General features: G+C 56.7%; 19 protein-coding genes. 4 read left to right on the plus strand and 15 right to left on the minus strand.

The annotated features are described in order from the left end of the window. Positions 1-143: 143 nt before the first annotated feature. From EE949_RS17525 to EE949_RS17540, 4 genes are read right to left on the minus strand one after another with little or no spacing between them, the layout of a single operon-like run. Entirely contained in the window at positions 144-563 is a 420-nt protein-coding gene (locus EE949_RS17525; RefSeq protein WP_122665422.1) for a group I truncated hemoglobin, read from the minus strand. A 2-nt stretch (positions 564-565) separates the two neighbouring features. Next, positions 566-1,429, minus strand: a complete 864-nt coding sequence (locus EE949_RS17530) for a DUF3034 family protein (protein ID WP_122665423.1) — start codon at positions 1,427-1,429, stop codon at positions 566-568. A 3-nt stretch (positions 1,430-1,432) separates the two neighbouring features. Beyond that, positions 1,433-3,784: a bifunctional diguanylate cyclase/phosphodiesterase gene (locus EE949_RS17535; protein WP_122665424.1), complete on the minus strand. Its 2,352-nt coding sequence runs from the start codon at positions 3,782-3,784 to the stop codon at positions 1,433-1,435. Beyond that, positions 3,781-4,455 carry a methylamine utilization protein gene (locus tag EE949_RS17540; protein ID WP_122665425.1) on the minus strand — a complete coding sequence of 225 codons (675 nt, stop codon included), beginning with the start codon at positions 4,453-4,455 and terminating at the stop codon, positions 3,781-3,783. Before EE949_RS17540 ends, EE949_RS17535 begins: the two co-directional genes overlap by 4 nt. A 266-nt stretch (positions 4,456-4,721) precedes the next feature. Between EE949_RS17540 and lon the strand changes: the two genes are divergently transcribed. From lon to cmoB, 4 genes are all read left to right on the plus strand, one after another. After that, on the plus strand, positions 4,722-7,142 hold the full coding sequence (lon, locus tag EE949_RS17545; RefSeq protein ID WP_122665426.1) for an endopeptidase La: 2,421 nt from the start codon (positions 4,722-4,724) through the stop codon (positions 7,140-7,142). Positions 7,143-7,241: 99 nt separating this feature from the next. Then, on the plus strand, positions 7,242-7,634 hold the full coding sequence (locus tag EE949_RS17550; RefSeq protein WP_122665427.1) for a protease inhibitor I42 family protein: 393 nt from the start codon (positions 7,242-7,244) through the stop codon (positions 7,632-7,634). A 59-nt stretch (positions 7,635-7,693) separates the two neighbouring features. Then, entirely contained in the window at positions 7,694-8,470 is a 777-nt protein-coding gene (gene cmoA / locus EE949_RS17555; RefSeq protein ID WP_205504980.1) for a carboxy-S-adenosyl-L-methionine synthase CmoA, read from the plus strand. Beyond that, positions 8,467-9,426 (plus strand): tRNA 5-methoxyuridine(34)/uridine 5-oxyacetic acid(34) synthase CmoB, encoded by a 960-nt coding sequence (cmoB, locus tag EE949_RS17560; protein WP_122665429.1) that lies wholly within the window; start codon positions 8,467-8,469, stop codon positions 9,424-9,426. Before cmoA ends, cmoB begins: the two co-directional genes overlap by 4 nt. A gap of 114 nt (positions 9,427-9,540) precedes the next feature. On the opposite strand, the gene pdxJ is transcribed toward cmoB, so the two are convergent. From pdxJ to rpoE, 11 genes are all read right to left on the minus strand, one after another. Continuing rightward, a complete protein-coding gene (gene pdxJ, locus EE949_RS17565; protein ID WP_122665430.1) occupies positions 9,541-10,287 on the minus strand; it encodes a pyridoxine 5'-phosphate synthase in 747 nt (248 codons plus the stop codon). A gap of 50 nt (positions 10,288-10,337) precedes the next feature. Beyond that, positions 10,338-11,024, minus strand: a complete 687-nt coding sequence (recO, locus tag EE949_RS17570; RefSeq protein ID WP_162874435.1) for a DNA repair protein RecO — start codon at positions 11,022-11,024, stop codon at positions 10,338-10,340. A gap of 75 nt (positions 11,025-11,099) precedes the next feature. After that, positions 11,100-12,002 (minus strand): GTPase Era, encoded by a 903-nt coding sequence (gene era / locus EE949_RS17575; RefSeq protein WP_122665431.1) that lies wholly within the window; start codon positions 12,000-12,002, stop codon positions 11,100-11,102. Beyond that, positions 11,995-12,684, minus strand: a complete 690-nt coding sequence (gene rnc / locus EE949_RS17580) for a ribonuclease III (RefSeq protein WP_122665432.1) — start codon at positions 12,682-12,684, stop codon at positions 11,995-11,997. Before rnc ends, era begins: the two co-directional genes overlap by 8 nt. Beyond that, positions 12,681-13,058, minus strand: a complete 378-nt coding sequence (locus tag EE949_RS17585; protein WP_122665579.1) for a DUF4845 domain-containing protein — start codon at positions 13,056-13,058, stop codon at positions 12,681-12,683. The genes rnc and EE949_RS17585 overlap by 4 nt, the downstream gene beginning before the upstream one ends. A gap of 112 nt (positions 13,059-13,170) precedes the next feature. After that, complete coding sequence (gene lepB, locus EE949_RS17590; RefSeq protein ID WP_122665433.1) at positions 13,171-14,025, minus strand: signal peptidase I; 855 nt, start codon at positions 14,023-14,025, stop codon at positions 13,171-13,173. A 9-nt stretch (positions 14,026-14,034) separates the two neighbouring features. Further along, on the minus strand, positions 14,035-15,831 hold the full coding sequence (lepA, locus tag EE949_RS17595; protein ID WP_122665434.1) for a translation elongation factor 4: 1,797 nt from the start codon (positions 15,829-15,831) through the stop codon (positions 14,035-14,037). Between the two features lie 352 nt (positions 15,832-16,183). Beyond that, positions 16,184-17,572, minus strand: coding sequence for a DegQ family serine endoprotease (locus tag EE949_RS17600; protein WP_240350610.1), 1,389 nt, complete (start codon positions 17,570-17,572; stop codon positions 16,184-16,186). Between the two features lie 350 nt (positions 17,573-17,922). After that, entirely contained in the window at positions 17,923-18,885 is a 963-nt protein-coding gene (locus tag EE949_RS17605) for a MucB/RseB C-terminal domain-containing protein (protein WP_122665436.1), read from the minus strand. 8 nt (positions 18,886-18,893) lie between these two features. Further along, positions 18,894-19,484: a sigma-E factor negative regulatory protein gene (locus EE949_RS17610; RefSeq protein WP_122665437.1), complete on the minus strand. Its 591-nt coding sequence runs from the start codon at positions 19,482-19,484 to the stop codon at positions 18,894-18,896. Between the two features lie 31 nt (positions 19,485-19,515). Continuing rightward, positions 19,516-20,097, minus strand: coding sequence for an RNA polymerase sigma factor RpoE (rpoE, locus tag EE949_RS17615; protein WP_020288878.1), 582 nt, complete (start codon positions 20,095-20,097; stop codon positions 19,516-19,518). Positions 20,098-20,537 lie beyond the last annotated feature (440 nt).

The following is a 20,537-nucleotide window of genomic DNA, read 5'->3' on the forward strand; positions in this document are numbered from 1 at the left end:
TCGAAAGATGGCCGCCTTTTTTGTGTGGGAGCAGAGCTTGCTCGCGATAAGGCTGGATACGGTTCAACTTAGATTGCGTCCAGCCTTATCGCGAGCAAGCTCTGCTCCCACAGGTATCATCCCCTTTAGAGTTTTGCGCCGACTTACTTCTCGATCACGTCCCCGCGCATTGGCGCCAGCCGGGCGATCAAGCGATTCTGGTTGGGTACTGAGATACCCTCGGCATCCATGGCGTCGATCAGGTTTTCAACCAGCGCGTTGAAATCACTGCGTGTCAGGTTCTGACCCTTGTGGGATTCGGCCATGGTGTCACCGGTGTATTTACAAGGGCCGCCCGCTTCGACACACAACTGCTCAACCAGTTTGTCGCGCAGACGCACGATATCGATTTTCTTGAAGTGCTCGCCGATGCGCTTATCTTTCACTGAAATGATGAGCATGCCTTCGACGATGCGCTGAATCCCGGCGCGCTGTCCAAGGCCCTGATAAAGACTGTCATCCTTGGGCGGTTGCTGAGCACAACCGACCAGCAACGCAAACAGAAACCAGCTCAGCAGGCGCATGATCAGAAACTCCCCTGAATGGACAGATAGGCCCCGTTCTGGTTTTCAAGCGTAGCGATTTCTCCTAGCTTGGCGTAAGCCAGCACCACGGAGAGATGCTTGTTAGGGAAATAGCCCACAAACAAATCAGCCCAATCGCTCTCGCCGGCAAAAGAAAGGTTGTCCGGTTTCTCACGGTACTCGACACCCACAGCCCAGCGCGGGTTGAACAGCACCGCAACTGAACCCTCCTTGAGCACACTGCGAGTATCACGACGATCACCGCCGAACCCCAGCAAACCGGTTTCATTGGCGCGGCTGTAACGCACACCGCCGTTAACCACCAGGTTGTAACCAAACGCCGCCCCCATGAACAGGCGACTGGCAGTCAGGTAGCCCTCGACGTCCGAATCGCGCTTGGCGCCAATAAGGCTGGGGATCAGGAAGTCATTCTGCTTCTTGTATTCAATGCCCAATGACACTTGCGGCAAGGTGTCGTAGATCAGGTCACCAAACAATCGCACCTTCACACCGAAGATATCCTGGGTCAGGTTGTCTTCCGGCAAGCTCAGATCTTTTTGCAGCGTACCCAGGTCAAAACGCTGATGGGCGTAAGACAATTCCACGCGGTTGCCATAAGCGACCGACATGCCCGCTACGTCCAGCGTGTAATCCGGCAGGTCGACATGGGTCGCAAAGACGCTGGTGCCCCACTCGCCCTGTTCGCCATAACCGGTCAGCACGGCCCACGGAATAATCCCGCCACCCGCTGCACCTTCAATGCTGGATGCACCTCCCGTCGCAATCAAACGACCATTGTCAGCCTCTGCAATTGGCATGAAGGCGCCCAGAACACAGCTCAGCACGACCGAATATTTGTAATTCATAGCTCAATGGACCATCAGACTGGGTGAGGACAAGGACTTGGCCATCCAGGCCTCGAAGGCGACTGCGGGGAGTGGACGGCTGATCAGGTAACCCTGAGCCGTATCGCAGTGCCAGCGCTCCAGTAACTTGAGACTGTGTTCATATTCAACGCCTTCGGCGACCACCTTGAGCCCAAGGTTATGGCTCATTTCGATGGTGGAGCGCACGATTACCGCGTCTTCGCTGGTTTCATCCAGATTGCGTACGAATGACTGGTCGATTTTCAGTTCCTGCACCGGCAGGCGCTTGAGGTGCGCCAGCGATGAGTAGCCGGTGCCGAAATCATCTACCGACAGGCTGATGCCCAGGTCGCGCAGACGATTAAGCACGACCAGTGCATGCTCAGGCTCGCGCATCACGGCACTTTCAGTAATCTCGAAAATCAACTGCTCGGCGGGTACCCGATGCTGCTTGAGAAGCCTGATGACGCGGTCGACCAAGTGCTCACCCAGCAAGTCATCAGCGGAGATATTCACCGAAACCTGCAAGTGCAGGCCGCGCGTCGACCACTCGGCCAATTGGCGCATGGACTCTTCGATGACCCAATTGGTCAGCAGGTGAATACTGCCGGTACGCTCCGCCAATACGATGAATTCTGCCGGTGACACGTTGCCGAACTGCGGATGCGTCCAGCGCAACAGGGCTTCGGCCTGACGCACAGTTCCTTGCCGGATATCCAGCTTTGGCTGGTAATGAAGCATCAATTCGCCATTTTTCGCGGCATGACGCAGATCACGAATAAGGTTGATCTGACGCTGGTGGGCAAGATCCCGACCGTCCTGATAAACCTGCAAACGGCCCGGCAAGTTCGCCGCGTCCTGACGCGCAATGGCTGCACGCTTGAACAGCTCGTCAGCGGATGACGCATGCTCTGGAAAGTTGGCAATGCCGATACTGCATTCCAGCGTAACGTCGTTGCCATCCACATGCTGGGGCTGCCCCAGCAAACGTTGCAGCCGATCCGCGCGCCCCACTGCGCCATCACTGCCCGTATGGTCCAGCAAAACCAGAAACTCATTGGCCGTCAACCGCGCCAGGGTATCGCCTGGTTGCAAGGTATCCTGCAGACGCTGGCCGATCTGTTGCAGCAATTGATCGACACCGGCTGCACCACACGCGTCGCTGATTGCCAGGTAGTTATCGATCCCCAGATACAGCAGCGTCATGGCCCGCTGCGCAGCAATGGAACTGCTCAGACGCTCCATCGCCAGAGCGCGATTGGGCAAACCGGTCAGCGGGTCATGCAGTGCGTTGTGGGCGAGCTGGTCTTCGCGAACGGCGATGCCTTGCTGCATGGTGTTGATGGCAACAGCCAACTGACCCAGTTCGTCACTGCGAGCCAGCGTCACAGGCGTTTTATAATCGCCCTCACCGATACGCTTGGCGGCCTCAGCCAGTTCCTGAACCGGTTGGGAGACGCTGCGAGCCAGTCCCAGAGTGCCGATCAGCGAGGCCAGCAGCGCAATGATCGAGATCCAGAAGATTTTCTCGTCCAAGGGCGCAAAGGCCAGCATCGCTTTATCAATCGGGCTCTGCAGCAGAGCAAAAACTTGCTCCTGTCCCCCTTCGATGCTGTCCAGCACCATGGTCTGGCTCAAGAAACTGAGGCCACCATGCTCGGTCAAGTGCACTCGACTTTTAGCCGGGTCGAGCATCAGCTCTATGAGGCTGGCATCCAGCTCTGCAGGTTGCGTGCTGATCAAGTGCCCAGGCTCACCGTTCTCGACGGTGAGAAACGACACCTCAAGACCGCTGAGCGAGCGCAATGACTGGGCAAGTTCGGCATCCATCGTGAAGCCCATCACGACCCGACCGATCGGCAAAGGCGCCAGAACTGTGCTCTCAACCAGAAGATGCGGCACGCCGCCACCCGGAACGATCACCATGGACTGACTTTTACGGCGAGCGTCACGCAGCGTCTGGTCAAACGGGAATTTTGTACCCTCAACGATTTGCGCGATGGTGCTGGCTATGACTGTGCCGTCCATCCCCAGCAAAAACATGTCACTGGCGCTGATCCGGCTGCCGTGGTTGAGCAGTACCGAGCGAATGGTGGAAGCATCGGAACTGGCCACTGCGTCGCGAAAGCCGAAGTCAGCCGAAACCAGCTGCACGCCATCACGCAGCCGCTTGCCCCGCATGTCCATCACATCGGCGAATACCCGAGCGCCCACCTCCAGCTGGGTTTGCGCCTGGGAGCGAACAGCGTCGCCGGTTGCAGCCTTGACGGCGAGAAACACCGCCACGACTACAACCAGCAACAACGCGATGAGCACGCAGGCGATTCGCGCCTGAAAACTGGTGCGCAGGTTCATTGATGGGCAGCTTTATGAAAAGCATCGCCGAACGCGTCAGGGGCAGGCGCCGAGGATTTATCGTCATCGCCAGGCTCCACTTCCAGCTTGAAATCCTTGCTCAGCCCCGCAGCAGGTACATCAAAGTCGCCACCACTCGCCGGTTGCATCTCGATGGTCTTCGGGTGCCACAACGTCGCCGAGTAGTGCCCCGCGGACATATCTTCGAATTTCACGACACCATTGGCATCACTGACGGCGAACCAGGGTTCATCGGTGACGTAGATGTAACCGACCATCCAGTCGTGGATGTTGCACCCGAGTACCACGACTCCCGGCTTGTCGAACAACAGCGGATCAGAGGGCGTACCACTGTAGAGACGCAGCTCAAAGCGCTTGGCCGGAGAAAACGAATAAACCTGATGGCGAATATTGTCGCTATTGGGGAATTTGACCTCTGTATTGCTGTGCACAGCCAACACCCGGGGCACAAACTCCTGATCACGCTGGTCCATGTTGGCATTGAGCACAACAGCACTTTTGCCCGCAGGCCCCTTCAGGGTAATAACAGCGTCAGGCAGCGGTTTGCCTTGTTGATCGACCACGCGGGCGGTCAGCGTGGCAGCTGAGGCCGAGGCTGTACACAACGTCAGGACACAGGTCGAAACGATCAATGACGATAATTTGCTCATAAGCTCAATCCACAACGGCAAAGCCGGATAAAACAGCGCCAGCCTTGGCAACGAAGGGTCTCACTCGCAGAGTAGCTGCGGCCAGACGGAAGATCACGCACAGTGGAGAGGCATTTAGCCATCATCGATGACGATTCGACGAAAGGTAGTTCCGGTGCCATGAATGGCTTGTTTTTCCTTCCTCTCAAAAGGCTATCGACAGGAGCCATTGAAACCTGAGCGCGACTGCCCCATCTAAGCTCCATGTTCAATTGTGCAGGTGCCCCATGAGCGACCAGCAAGCAGACTCACGAGATTTGCCAGACGACGTAGAAGCCGAGCCCGAAGTAACGCTGAGCTCCAGCAGCACCACGCTCGCTTTGCCTGGGCAGAACCTGCCGGACAAGGTCTATATCATCCCGATTCACAACCGCCCCTTCTTCCCGGCGCAGGTATTGCCGGTCATCGTCAACGAAGAGCCATGGGCTGAAACCCTGGAGCTGGTCAGCAAGTCTGATCATCATTCTCTGGCGCTGTTCTTCATGGACACGCCACCTGAAGACCCGCGGCACTTCAATACCGGGGCCTTGCCGGAGTACGGCACGCTGGTCAAAGTGCACCACGCCAGCCGCGAAAACGGCAAACTGCAATTCGTCGCCCAGGGCCTCAGCCGGGTACGGATCAAGACCTGGCTCAAACATCATCGTCCGCCTTATCTGGTGGAAGTCGAATACCCCCATCAGCCCAATGAGCCGACCGACGAGGTCAAGGCTTACGGCATGGCGTTGATCAATGCCATCAAGGAACTGCTGCCGCTCAACCCGCTGTACAGCGAAGAGCTGAAAAACTACCTCAACCGCTTCAGCCCCAACGATCCGTCGCCGCTGACTGACTTCGCCGCTGCGTTGACTTCAGCGACCGGTGTCGAATTACAGCAGGTTCTCGACTGCGTTCCGATGCTCAAACGCATGGAAAAAGTCCTGCCGATGCTGCGCAAGGAAGTCGAAGTCGCGCGCCTGCAAAAGGAAATCTCTGCCGAGGTGAACCGCAAGATCGGTGAACACCAGCGCGAGTTCTTCCTCAAGGAGCAGCTCAAGGTCATCCAGCAGGAACTGGGCCTGAGTAAAGACGACCGCAGCGCCGACATCGAACAGTTCGAAGCGCGACTGGAAGGCAAAACCTTGCCCGCGCAGGCCCGCAAGCGCATCGATGAGGAAATCAACAAACTCAAGGTGCTGGAAACCGGTTCTCCGGAATATGCGGTCACCCGTAACTATCTGGATTGGGCCAGTTCAGTACCCTGGGGTGTTTTCGGCAAAGACAAGCTGGACCTCAAGCATGCCCGTAAAGTGCTGGATCAGCACCACGCAGGCCTGGACGACATCAAGTCGCGGATCCTCGAGTTCCTTGCGGTGGGTGCTTACAAAGGCGAGATCAGCGGTTCCATTGTCTTGCTGGTCGGCCCGCCAGGCGTCGGCAAGACCAGTGTCGGACGCTCGATTGCTGAATCCCTTGGCCGCCCGTTCTATCGCTTCAGTGTGGGTGGCATGCGTGACGAGGCAGAGATCAAGGGCCACCGTCGCACCTACATCGGCGCTCAACCGGGCAAGCTCGTGCAGGCGCTCAAGGATATGGAAGTCATGAACCCGGTCATCATGCTCGATGAAATCGACAAGATGGGCCAGAGCTTTCAGGGCGATCCGGCTTCGGCACTGCTGGAAACCCTGGATCCGGAGCAGAACGTCGAATTCCTCGATCACTACCTGGACCTGCGTCTGGACCTGTCGAAAGTGCTGTTCGTCTGCACCGCCAACACCCTGGACTCAATCCCCGGCCCACTGCTTGACCGGATGGAAGTCATTCGCCTGTCGGGTTACATCACCGAAGAAAAACTCGCCATTGCCAAGCGCCACTTATGGCCCAAGCAGTTGGAGAAGGCCGGTGTCTCCAAAGGCAGCCTCAGCATCAGTGACACGGCACTGCGCGCGATCATTGAAGGTTATGCGCGGGAAGCTGGCGTCCGGCAACTGGAAAAGCAGCTGAGCAAAGTTGTGCGCAAGGCTGTGGTGAAGTTGATTGATGAACCCAAGTCGACCATCAAGATCGGTCCCAAGGACCTTGAAGCCTCACTGGGCATGGCGGTATTCCGCAACGAAAGAGTATTGGCAGGCACCGGTGTCATTACCGGTCTCGCCTGGACCAGCATGGGCGGCGCGACCCTGCCGATCGAAGCGACGCGGATTCACACCCTCAATCGTGGCTTCAAACTGACCGGGCAACTGGGCGACGTGATGAAGGAGTCAGCGGAAATCGCTTACAGCTACGTCAGCTCGAACCTAAAGCAATTCGGGGGCGATCCGACCTTCTTCGACGAAGCGTTCGTGCATCTGCACGTTCCCGAAGGCGCTACCCCGAAAGATGGCCCTAGCGCAGGGGTAACGATGGCCAGCGCTCTGTTGTCTTTGGCCCGTAACCAGGCACCGAAAAAAGGCGTGGCCATGACGGGCGAGCTGACCCTCACCGGGCATGTACTGCCGATTGGCGGCGTGCGAGAGAAAGTCATTGCGGCGCGGCGCCAGAAGATCAATGAACTGATCCTCCCGGAACCTAACCGCGGCAACTTCGAAGAGCTGCCGGACTACCTCAAAGAAGGCATCACCGTGCACTTCGCCAAGCGCTTTGCGGATGTGGCGAAAGTGTTGTTTTAACGGGCGATATTACCCTTGTGGGAGCGGTGCTAGCTAACTCTCTCCCACACCAACAACTCATCGGTTATGCTCCGGTCTCGTTCGAAGACCGGAGCCACCATGCCACCTGCCCGTCTGCTTGCCCTGCTCAGCCTGTCGCTGCTCACCGCCTGCGCGCAACAACCCAAACACATCGTCACCCTCGAAGATCAAAGCGACTGCCCGCTGCCTCTCAAAACCGGGCAAACCTTGATCTTGAGCCTTCCCAGTTCGCCCACCACCGGATACCGCTGGCAGACTCAGGACGCTGCGCCATCCATCCTGCGTAGCCTCGGACCTGAGGTCTACAGCAACTCCGATGACCGCAACACCGTCGGCAGTGCCGGGCAATCGGTCTGGCGCTACCAGGCCTCGACGGCGGGGACCGGGCGTTTGTTGATGGTCTATCAACAGCCTTGGGCACCGGAAGTGCCTCCAGAACAGACCTTCGACTGCGCTATTACCGTCAACTGAACAGGATTTCCTGTCGTTCGATGAGATGAGGTTTCGGCCGGGGCGCGGATTTGGCTAAAATGCCGCACTTTTCAGCCCCCGCCGGAACCACCGTGAGCAAAGAACCCGACCGCATTTTCGCCCAGCCCCTTGCCCAGGTGCCGGACTTCGCCTTCAACGAGGACGTGGTGCGGGTCTTTCCGGACATGATCAAGCGCTCGGTGCCCGGTTATCCGACGATTGTCGAAAACCTTGGCGTGCTGTCCGCGCAATTCGCCCGGCCCAACAGTGTCCTGTATGACTTGGGGAGTTCACTGGGTGCTGTGACGCAAGCCTTGCGCCGCCACGTACGCGTCGAGGGCTGCAAGGTGATCGCTGTGGATAACTCAGCTGCCATGGTCGAACGCTGCCGTGAATACCTGAACGCTCAGGACTCGATGTTTCAAGAGTTGCTGCCGGTGCAGGTAATTGAGGGCGACATCCTGGCCCTTGAGTTCGAACCCGCTTCAGTGGTGGCCCTCAATTTCACCCTGCAATTCATCGCGCCTGCGCAGCGCCTGGCGTTGTTGGGCCGTATTCGTCAGGCACTGGTGCCGGGTGGCGCGCTGATTCTCTCTGAAAAGCTGCGATTCAATGATGAGCAGGAACACACCTTGCTCACTGACTTGCACATCGCTTTCAAACGCGCCAACGGCTACAGCGAGCTGGAAATCGCCCAGAAGCGCAGCGCCATCGAAAACGTGATGAAACCCGACAGCCTCGAAGAACACCGCCAACGCTTGCTCGACGCAGGCTTTTCCAAGGTGGTGCCGTGGTTCCAGTGCCTTAACTTTGCCTCGTTGATTGCCCTGCCATGATTGATCTCGCCCCACTGGTCCGCCGTCTGGCGGGCACTCCTCTGGCTGAATGGGCCAACGGCCTGCAGGCTCAACTCGACACCAAAATGGCCAAGGGTCATGGCGACCTGGAGCGCTGGCAAGGTGCTCTCAATGCCTTGCCGGACTTGGTGCCCACTCGTGTAGAGCTTAAAGACAGCTTTACTCTGAGCGTCGATTGCGACGAAGAAACCCGAACGCAGACCCATGCGGCTCTGATGGGGCTTTCGCCCTGGCGCAAAGGGCCGTTCGATGTGTTCGGCGTGCACATTGATACCGAGTGGCGCTCAGACTGGAAATGGTCGCGTGTCTCGCCGCACCTGGACCTCAGGGGCAAGCGCGTACTGGATGTGGGTTGCGGCAACGGCTACTACCAGTGGCGGATGCTGGGTGCCGGCGCTGATAGCGTGATTGGTGTCGATCCGAACTGGTTGTTCTTCTGTCAGTTCCAGGCCATGCAGAAATACCTGCCCGAGCTACCGGCGTGGCACCTGCCCTTCGCTCTGGAAGACTTGCCTGCGCGGCTTGAAGGCTTCGACACCGTGTTTTCGATGGGTGTTTTGTATCACCGCAAATCACCTATCGACCATTTGCTCGCGCTGAAGGACTGCCTGGTGAAAGGCGGCGAACTGGTACTGGAAACCATGGTGGTGGAAGGCGACGTGCATCAGGTCCTGGTCCCGGAAGACCGCTATTCGCAGATGCGTAACGTATGGTTCCTGCCATCAGTGCCAGCGCTTGAACTGTGGCTTCGCCGTGCAGGCTTTGTTGACGTGCGATGCGTGGATGTCAGCGTGACCACGGTCGAAGAACAGCGCGGGACGGAGTGGATGCGTTACCAGTCACTGAGCGACTTCCTTGACCCTGACGATCACAGCAAAACCGTTGAGGGCTTGCCTGCGCCGATGCGCGCAGTGATTGTAGGGCGAAAGCCTTAAATCTCTACATCATTACCCCTGTAGGAGTGAGCTTGCTCGCGATAGCGTCAAATCAGTCAAATCACATTTCGGCTGATACCGGATCGCGAGCAAGCTCACTCCTACAGATAGGGGTTAACCTTTATAAGCCGCCGCCACAATCAACGCTTTCATCTCTGCCACAGCTGCCTTGAAACCCACGAACAGCGCATGAGCCACCAGTGCGTGGCCGATGTTCAGTTCGTTGATGCCCTTGATCGCGGCCACCGCCTCAACGTTATGGTAATGCAGGCCGTGCCCGGCGTTGACGATCAAACCTTCGCTCAAGCCAAAAGCCACGCCATCAGCAATCCGCTTTAGCTCTTCAGCAACTTCAGTGGGCGTTTGAGCATCCGCATAGCGGCCGGTGTGCAATTCGATGGCCGGGGCGCCCACACGCTTTGAGGCGGCGATCTGCTGTTCATCAGCATCGATAAACAGCGACACCTCACAGCCGATCTTGCTCAAGCGCTCTACGGCCGCCTTGATACGCGCCTCTTGCCCGGCGACGTCCAGACCGCCCTCAGTGGTGAGCTCCTGACGTGTTTCCGGTACAAGGCAAACATGCGCCGGGCGAATACGCTCGGCAAACGCGAGCATCTCTTCAGTGACGCCCATTTCGAAGTTCATCCGGGTTTGCAGCACATCCTTGAGCAGCAGCACATCGCGTTCCTGAATGTGCCGACGGTCTTCACGCAGATGCACCGTAATACCATCGGCACCCGCCTCTTCAGCATCCAGCGCGGCCTTGACCGGATCCGGGTAACGCGTACCACGGGCCTGACGCAGCGTGGCAACGTGGTCAATGTTTACGCCAAGAAGGATGCGAGTGCTCTGAGTCACGGGTGTCTCCTGAAATATGATCGAAACAGGTCGGTGAGCATAAAGCCTGATCACGACTTGCGAAACAATTCACGACTAACCAATGGACGACCGCCCAGATGAACAGCCAGTGCCTGACGCATTAGCCGCTTGGCGGCGGACAAGGCACCCGGGGCGCTCCAGTCAGCCTCAGCCATGGCCAGCAACTCGGTGCCGTTGAACAGACCTGGTTGTAACAGATAAACCTGTTCAAGCCCCGCATCCACTTGCAGGCGGTACAGGCCATTGGCGTCGAGGGGGTCGCCATTGATATCAACGTCCAACGCAAATCCGTAGCCGAGATCATCCAGCAAGCGCCATTCGAACGAACGCAGCAATGGCTCCAGAGGCCGGCCTTCGGCGAGCGCCTGTAACGTTGCAGCGTAATGATCGAATACAGCAGGATGAGGATCCTCTGCTGGCAGCAGGCGGATCAGCAATTCGTTCAGGTAAAGCCCGCTGAATAGCGCATCGCCCACCATCCATCTGGCGACGCCGGAGCTTTCCATTCGGCCAACGTTTTTCAACTCGCCACGCCCGCGGAATTCAATCTCCAGCGGCACGAACGGTCGCGCCAGTGTACCGGCCTTTCCACGCGCATTACGCAGCACGGCACGCAACCGGCCCTGGGGCGTAAGGAAGTCCACCAACGCGCTGTTTTCACGGTACGCCCGGCTGTGCAACACGTAAGCAGGTTGGCCGATAGGCACGCTGATCATGCAGGTGGCTCTAGGAATGCAAAGGCAGGCAGGCGAGCCAGTGCGACCAGACAAGTCGCACCGGATGAAGCAGGCTTACAGGTCGCCGTAGCCCAACGAACGCAGGGCACGTTCATCATCGGACCAGCCACCTTTGACTTTGACCCAAAGGTTGAGCATGACCTTGGAATCAAACAACAACTCCATGTCGCGGCGAGCTTCAGTACCGATGCGCTTGATACGCTCGCCCTTGTCGCCAATGATGATTTTTTTCTGGCCGTCACGCTCGACGAGGATCAAGGCATGGATATGCAGGGTTTTACCCTGCTGCTTGAACTCTTCGATTTCAACAGTGATCTGGTACGGCAGCTCGGCACCCAGCTGGCGCATGATCTTCTCGCGAACCAGCTCAGCGGCCAGGAAGCGGCTGCTGCGGTCGGTGATCTGGTCTTCAGGGAAGAAGTGATCGTTTTCCGGAAGATGAGAGGCAATCAGGCTTTCCAGTGCTTCCAGATTGTGCCCGTGTTGCGCGGAGATCGGCACGATGGATGCGTTCGGCAGTTGGCCTTGCAGCCACTCCAGGTGCGGCATCAGCTCGGCTTTGTCCTCAATACGGTCGGTCTTGTTGATCGCCAGAATCAGCGGACCTTGCACGTATTGCACGCGTTCCAGAACCATCTGGTCTTCTTCGGTCCAACGGGTACGATCGACCACAAAGATCACGACGTCTACGTCCTTCAACGCCGCCGAAGCCGTCTTGTTCATGTAGCGATTGAGGGCTTTCTCGCCGTTTTTATGCATGCCCGGTGTATCGACATAGATGGCCTGAACAGCGCCTTCGGTCTTGATACCCAGCATGTTGTGGCGAGTGGTCTGAGGCTTGCGCGAAGTAATCGCCAGCTTCTGACCGAGGATGTGGTTGAGCAGCGTGGATTTGCCCACATTCGGGCGGCCGACGATGGCAACGTAGCCACAGCGTGTTGCGGTTGAATCAGTCATGGCCATTCTCCACACCAAGGGCAATAAGTGCTGCGGCCGCTGCTACCTGTTCGGCAATACGACGGCTGACACCCTGACCCCGGCTTTTTTCATTCAATAAGGTGATCTCGCACTCGACAAAAAATGTCCGGCAATGCGGTTCGCCCTGGATATCCACCACTTCGTAACGCGGCAGTTCACAGGCACGCGACTGAAGAAACTCCTGCAGTCGGGTTTTTGGATCTTTGTTGGTGTCGACCAGGGTCAGGCTGTCGAACTCCGTGGTCAGCCAGGCCAGGACGCGTTCGCGGGCCATTTCCATGCCGGCATCCAGATAAATCGCGCCAATCAACGCTTCGAGGGCGTCGGCCAGAATCGACTCACGGCGAAAGCCACCGCTCTTCAATTCGCCAGACCCCAGACGCAGGTATTCACCCAGATCAAAACCACGGGCCAGCAACGCCAGCGTTTCACCCTTGACCAGACGTGCTCGCAGACGCGACAACTGGCCTTCACGGGCCTGAGGAAAACGCTCGAACAGCGCTTCGCCAGCAACGAAGTTAAGAATGGCATCACCGAGGAATTCCAGACGCTCGTTATTGCGCCCGGCAAAGCTGCGGTGAGTCAGGGCCAGGACCATCAGTTCCTGATCCTTGAAGGTATAGCCGAGCTGACGCTCCAGGCGACTCAAGGAAACGCTCACGGTTTACCCACGCTGAAGGTGTCGTCGAACATCACCACCAGATCGACATTCTGGATCAGTGGTTCACGTTTTTCATATTTCAAATGGGCAAGGAACCTGTTGTTCTCTACCGTCACGCTTAACGCCTTATTCAAATCCACATCCCGAATACTGTTGACCTGCATGCTCTTCCCGACATAACTGTAAAACTCGCTGACCGTACTGATTTCAAGAGCCCGGTTGCTATCGACCGCATTGATGATTTTCTTCATCTCTCGATTGTCGAGGTAATGCGGGACCAGCTTGAACGCTACACTCAGTAAAAATATTCCCAGCGCTACTGCCAGCAATACTCCTGTAAACGACCACCCCTTTTGCGAACTGGCAAACGTCATGTACGACCCCAAGGATAGCTCGTATCGCACACGCCGATATTCCATCGACCGCCGTACATTTTCGAGCAACCCCAAATGACATACGGCGCTGTAGAACACAGCGCCGTATTGATTACTTGATCAACCCTACCCGCGAGAAGTTAGGGAAGTTGCTGAACTTCGGCTCAGGCCAGCTCATCCAGATCGCGAACGCTTTGCCTACGATGTTCTTGTCCGGAACCATACCCAGCTCATCCTTTGGAATGTTGGGATCATCCCAATAGCGGCTGTCGTTGGAGTTGTCACGGTTGTCGCCCATCATGAAGTAATGGCCAGCTGGAACTGTCCACTCGCCGCCAGGGGGAGCACGGTAACGGCTCATCTGCTCGCGAATCTGATGCTCAACCTCACCCAGCTTCTCGGTGTACAGCTCTGCAGTACCCAGCGCACCAGGCTCGCTTCCGATCAACTGTTTGGCAACCTGCTCGCCATTGACGAACAGTTTCTTGTCGCTCGTGTAGACGATGCGGTCGCCTGGCAGGCCGATGACACGCTTGATGTAGTTGATGCTCGGATCACCTGGGAAGCGGAACACCATGACATCGCCATGTTTCGGCTCACCAATCGAAATCACCTTTTCATCAATGACCGGCAAGCGAATCCCGTAGGAAAACTTGTTCACCAGGATGAAATCACCTACCCGCAATGTCGGAACCATTGACTCGGAAGGGATCTGGAACGGCTCGACCAGAAACGACCGCAGTACCAACACGATGAACAGCACCGGAAAGAACGATTTACCGTACTCAACCAGCAAAGGTTCCTTGTTCAGGCGTTCTACCACCGCAACATCCGGCTGGCTGACACTGCCCTGATAAGTCGTGATGGCGGCCCGGCGACGAGGTGCCAGGATGACCAGGTCGAGCAACGCCAGCAAACCGCAGACGAATACAGCGATGACCAGCAACAGCGGGAAATTTAGTGACATAGGACCTGACTATTCCAACCTGAGCACTGCGAGGAAAGCTTCTTGTGGAATTTCCACGTTGCCGACCTGCTTCATGCGTTTCTTACCGGCCTTTTGCTTCTCAAGCAATTTACGTTTACGGCTCACGTCGCCACCGTAACATTTGGCCAGTACGTTCTTTCTGAGAGCCTTGACGGTTGTACGCGCAATGATCTGACCACCAATGGCAGCCTGAATCGCTACGTCGAACATTTGCCGAGGAATCAGTTCTTTCATCTTTTCGGTCAACGCACGACCTTTGTAGGCCGCGTTGTCACGGTGCACGATCAGCGCCAGAGCATCGACCTTCTCGGCGTTGATCAGCACGTCCAGTTTCACCAGATTGGCAGACTGGTAACGGTCGAAATGGTAATCCAGCGATGCGTAGCCACGGCTCACGGACTTGAGACGGTCGAAGAAGTCGAGGACGACTTCGTTCATCGGCAAATCGTAGGTCACTTGCACCTGAGTACCCAGGAACAGCATGTCGTGCTGGACGCCGCGCTTCTCGATGCACAGTGTAATCACGTTACCGAGGTGTTCCTGCGGTACTAGAATATTTGCCCGGACAATAGGCTCGCGCATGTCTTCAATCGCGGACAGATCCGGCAGCTTGGACGGGTTATCGACGTAAATCGTTTCACCGGTCTTGAGCAGCAGTTCGAAAATAACGGTCGGCGCTGTAGTGATCAGGTCCAGATCGTATTCACGCTCCAGACGCTCCTGAATAATCTCCATGTGCAGCATGCCGAGGAAGCCGCAACGGAAGCCGAAGCCCAGTGCGTCGGAGCTTTCCGGCGAGTACTGCAGGGACGAGTCGTTCAACGTCAGCTTCTGCAGGGCTTCACGGAAGTCCTCGAAGTCATCGGAGCTGACCGGGAACAAACCGGCATAAACCTGTGGCTGGATACGCTTGAAACCAGGGAGAACCTCAACATCCGGCGTAGTGCTCAAGGTCAGGGTGTCACCTACCGGCGCGCCATGAATATCCTTGATGCCAGCGATGATGAAGCCCACTTCACCGGCTTTCAGATCCGCCGTAGCCGTGTGCTTGGGAGTGAATACACCCACGCTGTCGACCAGGTGCATCTTGCCGGTGGATTTAACAAGAATCTTGTCGCCCTTCTTCACCCGGCCGTGACGCACACGCACCAGGGAGACAACCCCCAGGTAGTTGTCGAACCAGGAGTCGATGATCAACGCTTGCAGCGGATCCTCGATGTTACCGGTCGGCGCGGGAATGGTGTGAACCAGACGCTCCAGCACTTCGTCGACACCCATGCCGCTCTTGGCGCTACAGGCTACGGCGTCAGTGGCGTCGATACCGATGATCTTTTCGATTTCCTCCTTGACGCGGTCCGGATCGGCCTGCGGCAAGTCCATCTTGTTCAGCACCGGCATGACCTCAAGGCCCTGCTCGATGGCGGTATAGCAGTTGGCAACGGACTGTGCTTCAACACCTTGACCGGCATCTACAACCAGCAGGGCACCTTCGCACGCGGCCAGGGAACGGCTGACTTCATAGGTGAAGTCGACGTGACCCGGGGTGTCGATGAAGTTCAACTGGTAGGTTTTACCGTCGTTGGCCTTGTAGTGCAGCGTAACGCTGTGGGCCTTGATGGTGATCCCGCGCTCACGCTCGAGATCCATGGAGTCAAGTACCTGAGCTTCCATTTCGCGCTCGGACAAGCCACCGCACATTTGAATGAAGCGGTCGGCCAGCGTCGACTTGCCATGGTCAATGTGGGCGATGATGGAGAAATTACGGATATGACTCAAATCACTCACGGATCAACACTCAAAAAGGTTGCAGGCAGATTACCCGCCGAAAAATAGCCGGGAATTGTACCTGAACTAACGCTTGGGCGTCACGTTCAGCGGCGACTGGTTCAACATTAGAGATCGCCCAGTGTCCCTGACACCGAGCTCTCGCGAAGCAAACACGCCCACTGCAGGAGCGAGCTTGCTCGCGATTCGGTCTGTCAGTCGATGAATACATTGCCCGTGCTGACGCCATCGCGAGCAAACTCGCTCCTACAGAAAAGCATTCCAGATCAGCCACTTACATCCTTCGGGTAGACGCATACACCACGCACAAAAAAGGGCGGTAAGCACCGCCCTTCATTGCTGGTCGAACCGGCTACTCAGCCAGTTTGAAGGTAATGAAGCTCGCACGGCCCTGACGCAATACGCGCATGGACACAGAACGATTCTTCGGCAGACCTTTTGCTATCTCGGCAAAGCTCTTCGCCGAATTGATAGCCTGGTTGTTGAGGTGAGTGATCACATCACCGGCTTGCAGGCCGATCAAGGCGGCTGGACCGTCGGTCACTTCCTTGATAACCACCCCACCCTTGAGTTCCAGGCTTTTCTGCTGCTCAGCGGTCAGATCGACAACGGATACGCCCAGGCGATTGCTGCTGCGCTCGGCGCCGGCGGAATCCGGGCTGCCCATTTCCTGACCTTCATCAGGCAGAGCACCCACCGTCACAGTCAGGTTCTGACGCTTACCGTCGCGAATGATCCCCAGCTCGGCCTTGCTGCCATCCTTGAGGTTGCCGATCAGGTGCGGAAGATCAGCAGACATGACGATAGGCGTGCCATTGGCGCTCAGAATCACGTCACCCACCTGCAAGCCGCCTTTGGCGGCCGGGCCATTGTCGAGCACTTGAGCAACCAGTGCACCGGCAGGCTTGTCCAGACCGAAGGACTCAGCCAGGTCTTTGTTAACCTCCTGAATCACAACGCCGAGCCAGCCACGGTTAACCTTGCCACTGGCTTTGATCTGGTTGGCAACATCCAGCGCTACGTCGATAGGTATGGCGAACGACAACCCCATGAAGCCACCCGAACGGGTGAAAATCTGCGAGTTGATCCCGACCACCTCACCCGACATGTTGAACAGCGGGCCACCGGAGTTGCCAGGGTTGATGGCTACGTCAGTCTGGATGAATGGCACATAAGTGTCGTTTGGCAGACTACGGCCTTTGGCACTGACGATGCCCTTGGTCACGGAGTGGTCAAAACCGAACGGCGAACCGATCGCCAGCACCCATTCACCCACCTTCAGCTTCTCGGAGTTGCCGAGTTTGACTGTTGGCAGGTCCTTCCCTTCGATTTTCAGCACTGCAACATCGGTACGCGGATCTGTACCGACCAGCTTGGCTTTCAATTCACTGCGATCAGACAGACGAACCAGAATCTCGTCAGCACCATCAATCACGTGGTTATTGGTCAGCACATAGCCGTCGGCCGAGATAATGAACCCGGACCCCAAAGACTGAGCCTCTCGCTGACGGTCACCACGGCCCGATCCTGGCGGACGCGAACCTGGCGGCACACTGCGCTCGAGAAACTCACGCAGCATAGGCGGCAGACCTTCAAGATCAGGCATCTGGTTCTGAGCGACGGAGCGTTCCGGCATCTTCTGACGGGTACTGATGTTCACTACCGCCGGGGAAGCTTGCTCGACAAGACTGGTGAAGTCTGGCAACGCCTCGGCCTGAGCCGTGACGACCTGGCCGAGCATCAGCACAGTAGCAAACAGTGAGAGATAGGATTTCAAGCTTGGTATAGACATACGGCTCCCGTTCACAACGAGCATAGTTAAGCAGTACAGACCGAACGGCCCAATGAGCCTGCGCCCATGGCACTCGACCGAGTGCATATTTCCAGCAGCAACTTTCCTGACCCGAAAACAACAAAGGCCAGAGCTGCGAGGCTGTGACCTATAGAAAAAAAAGAGAGTTTTTGCAACCTGGAAACCTCACCAAACATTTCGGCGAACTGACCGGATGACCTGCAAAGGCTTGCTCTGGGGACTACCGGGCCCAAGATGAAACCTTCTACATCTTGGGCGCTGACCATCAATTTTCCGAATTACTTCTTGCTGGCTTGCAGGTCAGTACTGCGAAGCGAAAGCGCAACTCGCTCGGCCGTGCCGATGGGTACTTCACCTACAACCGTCACCAGCACATCGCCTTTAGGGGTCGTGAGCCTGCGTGAAACCGCTACGGTCGGCCCAAGCTGAGTGCGAGTATCAGTCACCGCAGCGCCACTAATGGGCTCTACGAAAACCGAAAATCTGGCGATGCCGTCGTCGTACATGAGGCTGCTGACTGGAGCACTGGAGGCCGGATCCTTGCGAACTGCACTGCTGCTGAGTTCAAAACCCGGAGGCATCCACTCCAGACGCCACGGCGCCGGCTTTTTGGAATTTTCGGGTTTGCCCTTGGCAACTTCTACAGGCTTGCAGTCAGCACTGGCTTGCAACACCTGATCAGCAGGAGCGCTGGCAGAGTCGAACTCAGTGAACTGGAAACGCTCCAGCAACTGCCCCTTCTCACTCAGCAAGAGCGATTTAAGTGGCAATCCGGTTTCATCATCGAGGTGTAACTCGATGCCATATCGATGCTGATCCTTGGGTGCCAGGGCAATAATTTTTGCCGGACGACCCGCCACACGCGAAGTACCGACAACTTTCATGTCGTACCAGGCGGAGAGTTTTTTGACATCGTATGCATGAACTGCAGAGTCAGGAACGTTGGATACTCCTGCCTCAAGAGTGCCGCTGACGCATTGGGTTACCCCATCAACGCGCAACACTTCCTGAGCAGAACCGTCCAGCTGCAGCAATCGCTCACGAACTTTGCCATCAGTGACCCGATGCCAGATTCGATGGGTAGAAAAACTACCATTACGTTCGTAAACGAATGTGCCTTGGAAGCTTTGCTGCTGCTCAGCCTGCGCAAGACGCTTTAGCGAATCCTGCGCATCATCGGCATGAGCGGGGAGGACAAGCCATCCACCAAGCAACAATGGCAATAGAGGGATGGCGCGCATGATCCTCCTTAACGGTTTTCCAGGCTGGCGGCGCGTGCGTAAGGCAGAGCGCTTTCAGTTCCCTTCAACGCAGCTTGCTGAGCATGTTGACGCAGGTAGCCTGGCAGACGTTGATCCTGTCCAGCCTGACCTTGCAGCACACCGTTAACCATCGGACCTTGAACAGGTTCGCTGCTTTCAGTGTAACCGGCCAGTACTGCAGGGCCTTTCACTTGTGGAACAGACAGGCTTGCAGGCTGTGGAGCCTGTTGCGCCAACTGTGCACCAGCGATGTCGTCCTGGTTGTACAAGCGTACGCCAGCCAATACCGCAACAGTGACCGAAGCGGCAACTGCAAGACGACCCAGGCTGCGCCATGGACCACGAGCAGCTTTCAACGGGCTGACTTCATCGGCGATCGCGGCAGAAACTGCAGCCGTGATATCCAAGTGAGGTATCAACAGCTCTTTGTGCATGGCTGCACGAGCAATCTGATAACGCGACCATGTGGCACGTGTATCCGCATCGTCAATGGCATTCAATACCCGACGTAATTCCAATTCGTCCGCTTCGTTATCCATCACTGCGGACAGCGATTCCTGCAGGGCTTCACGACTCATGGCGGTTCCTCTCTTGGCTATCGCCGCTGTCTCAGGATTCCTGCAACAACGGCTGCAGGGCTTTATCGATGGCTTCCCGAGCGCGGAAAATCCGGGAGCGCACGGTACCCACCGGACATTGCATGACACTGGCAATGTCCTCGTAACTCAGACCGTCGAACTCACGTAAAGTTAGGGCAGTACGCAAATCTTCCGGGAGAAGCTGGATAGTTCGATGGACAGTGCCCTCGATCTCATCCCTTAACAATGCACGCTCCGGCGACTCGATGTCCTTGAGGCCGTGATCGCCATCGTAGAACTCCGCGTCTTCAGACCTTACATCGCTATCAGGTGGTCGCCGACCGCGCGACACCAGATAGTTTTTCGCCGTGTTAATGGCGATACGGTACAGCCATGTATAAAAGGCGCTGTCACCGCGGAAATTTCCAAGTGCACGATAGGCCTTGATAAAGGCTTCCTGCGCAACATCTTGAGCTTCATGGGTGTCGTGCACGAAACGCACGATCAACCCGAGAATCTTGTGCTGATACTTCAGCACCAACAGATCAAAAGCTCGCTTGTCGCCGCGCTGTACGCGTTCGACCAGCTGCTGATCCTCTTCCTGGGTTAGCATGAACACTCCTCATAACGCTTGAAGGAGCGCTGTACCAGCCAGTGTGTCGGCTTGCATACATAGACTCGGGCTTCTCGCAAAAGTTCTCCCCTCCAGGCAAGTTTCCTGCGGACGCTCAAAGGCCCGCACGAAAAACGCAGCTCGAACCAGGTCGGCTGCGCGAATAATCTAGTCGTCGAATTCGCGATGGGTAGCTTGTTCCAGCCCCACTCAAAAGCCGACGCCGTCCCTTTACAGGCAACCAGCTATGGAACCCGTGCCATCATAAAAAGTTCCCGGAGTTCGATCGCTGGTGTGAGACCAATACCCTTACCGCGTGGGAAATCAGTTGCAGTATTACAACATCTGCGACCAACCTGACGGGTAACGGTATGCATTCAGACACGGACTGGAGCACAATCCGGGCCCTTCATGGTTTCACATTGCCATAAAGGCGCGGC

The organism is Pseudomonas viridiflava (assembly GCF_900602065.1).
In the GTDB taxonomy this organism is placed as follows: Bacteria; Pseudomonadota; Gammaproteobacteria; order Pseudomonadales; family Pseudomonadaceae; genus Aquipseudomonas.

Coding starts and splice junctions, on each gene's coding strand:
- EE949_RS17535 (WP_122665424.1), bottom strand. CDS start 3,784: ATGAACCTGCGCACCAGTTTTCAGGCGCGAATCGCCTGCGTGCTCATC.
- EE949_RS17530 (WP_122665423.1), bottom strand. CDS start 1,429: ATGAATTACAAATATTCGGTCGTGCTGAGCTGTGTTCTGGGCGCCTTC.
- recO (WP_162874435.1), bottom strand. CDS start 11,024: ATGATCAGCGTGCCTATCGGCCAACCTGCTTACGTGTTGCACAGCCGG.
- EE949_RS17605 (WP_122665436.1), bottom strand. CDS start 18,885: ATGCGCGCCATCCCTCTATTGCCATTGTTGCTTGGTGGATGGCTTGTC.
- EE949_RS17550 (WP_122665427.1), top strand. CDS start 7,242: ATGCCACCTGCCCGTCTGCTTGCCCTGCTCAGCCTGTCGCTGCTCACC.
- era (WP_122665431.1), bottom strand. CDS start 12,002: ATGACTGATTCAACCGCAACACGCTGTGGCTACGTTGCCATCGTCGGC.
- EE949_RS17610 (WP_122665437.1), bottom strand. CDS start 19,484: ATGAGTCGTGAAGCCCTGCAGGAATCGCTGTCCGCAGTGATGGATAAC.
- cmoA (WP_205504980.1), top strand. CDS start 7,694: ATGCCGCACTTTTCAGCCCCCGCCGGAACCACCGTGAGCAAAGAACCC.
- EE949_RS17525 (WP_122665422.1), bottom strand. CDS start 563: ATGCGCCTGCTGAGCTGGTTTCTGTTTGCGTTGCTGGTCGGTTGTGCT.
- lon (WP_122665426.1), top strand. CDS start 4,722: ATGAGCGACCAGCAAGCAGACTCACGAGATTTGCCAGACGACGTAGAA.
- EE949_RS17600 (WP_240350610.1), bottom strand. CDS start 17,572: ATGCTCGGCCAGGTCGTCACGGCTCAGGCCGAGGCGTTGCCAGACTTC.
- EE949_RS17540 (WP_122665425.1), bottom strand. CDS start 4,455: ATGAGCAAATTATCGTCATTGATCGTTTCGACCTGTGTCCTGACGTTG.
- cmoB (WP_122665429.1), top strand. CDS start 8,467: ATGATTGATCTCGCCCCACTGGTCCGCCGTCTGGCGGGCACTCCTCTG.
- EE949_RS17585 (WP_122665579.1), bottom strand. CDS start 13,058: ATGACGTTTGCCAGTTCGCAAAAGGGGTGGTCGTTTACAGGAGTATTG.
- rpoE (WP_020288878.1), bottom strand. CDS start 20,097: ATGCTAACCCAGGAAGAGGATCAGCAGCTGGTCGAACGCGTACAGCGC.
- lepB (WP_122665433.1), bottom strand. CDS start 14,025: ATGTCACTAAATTTCCCGCTGTTGCTGGTCATCGCTGTATTCGTCTGC.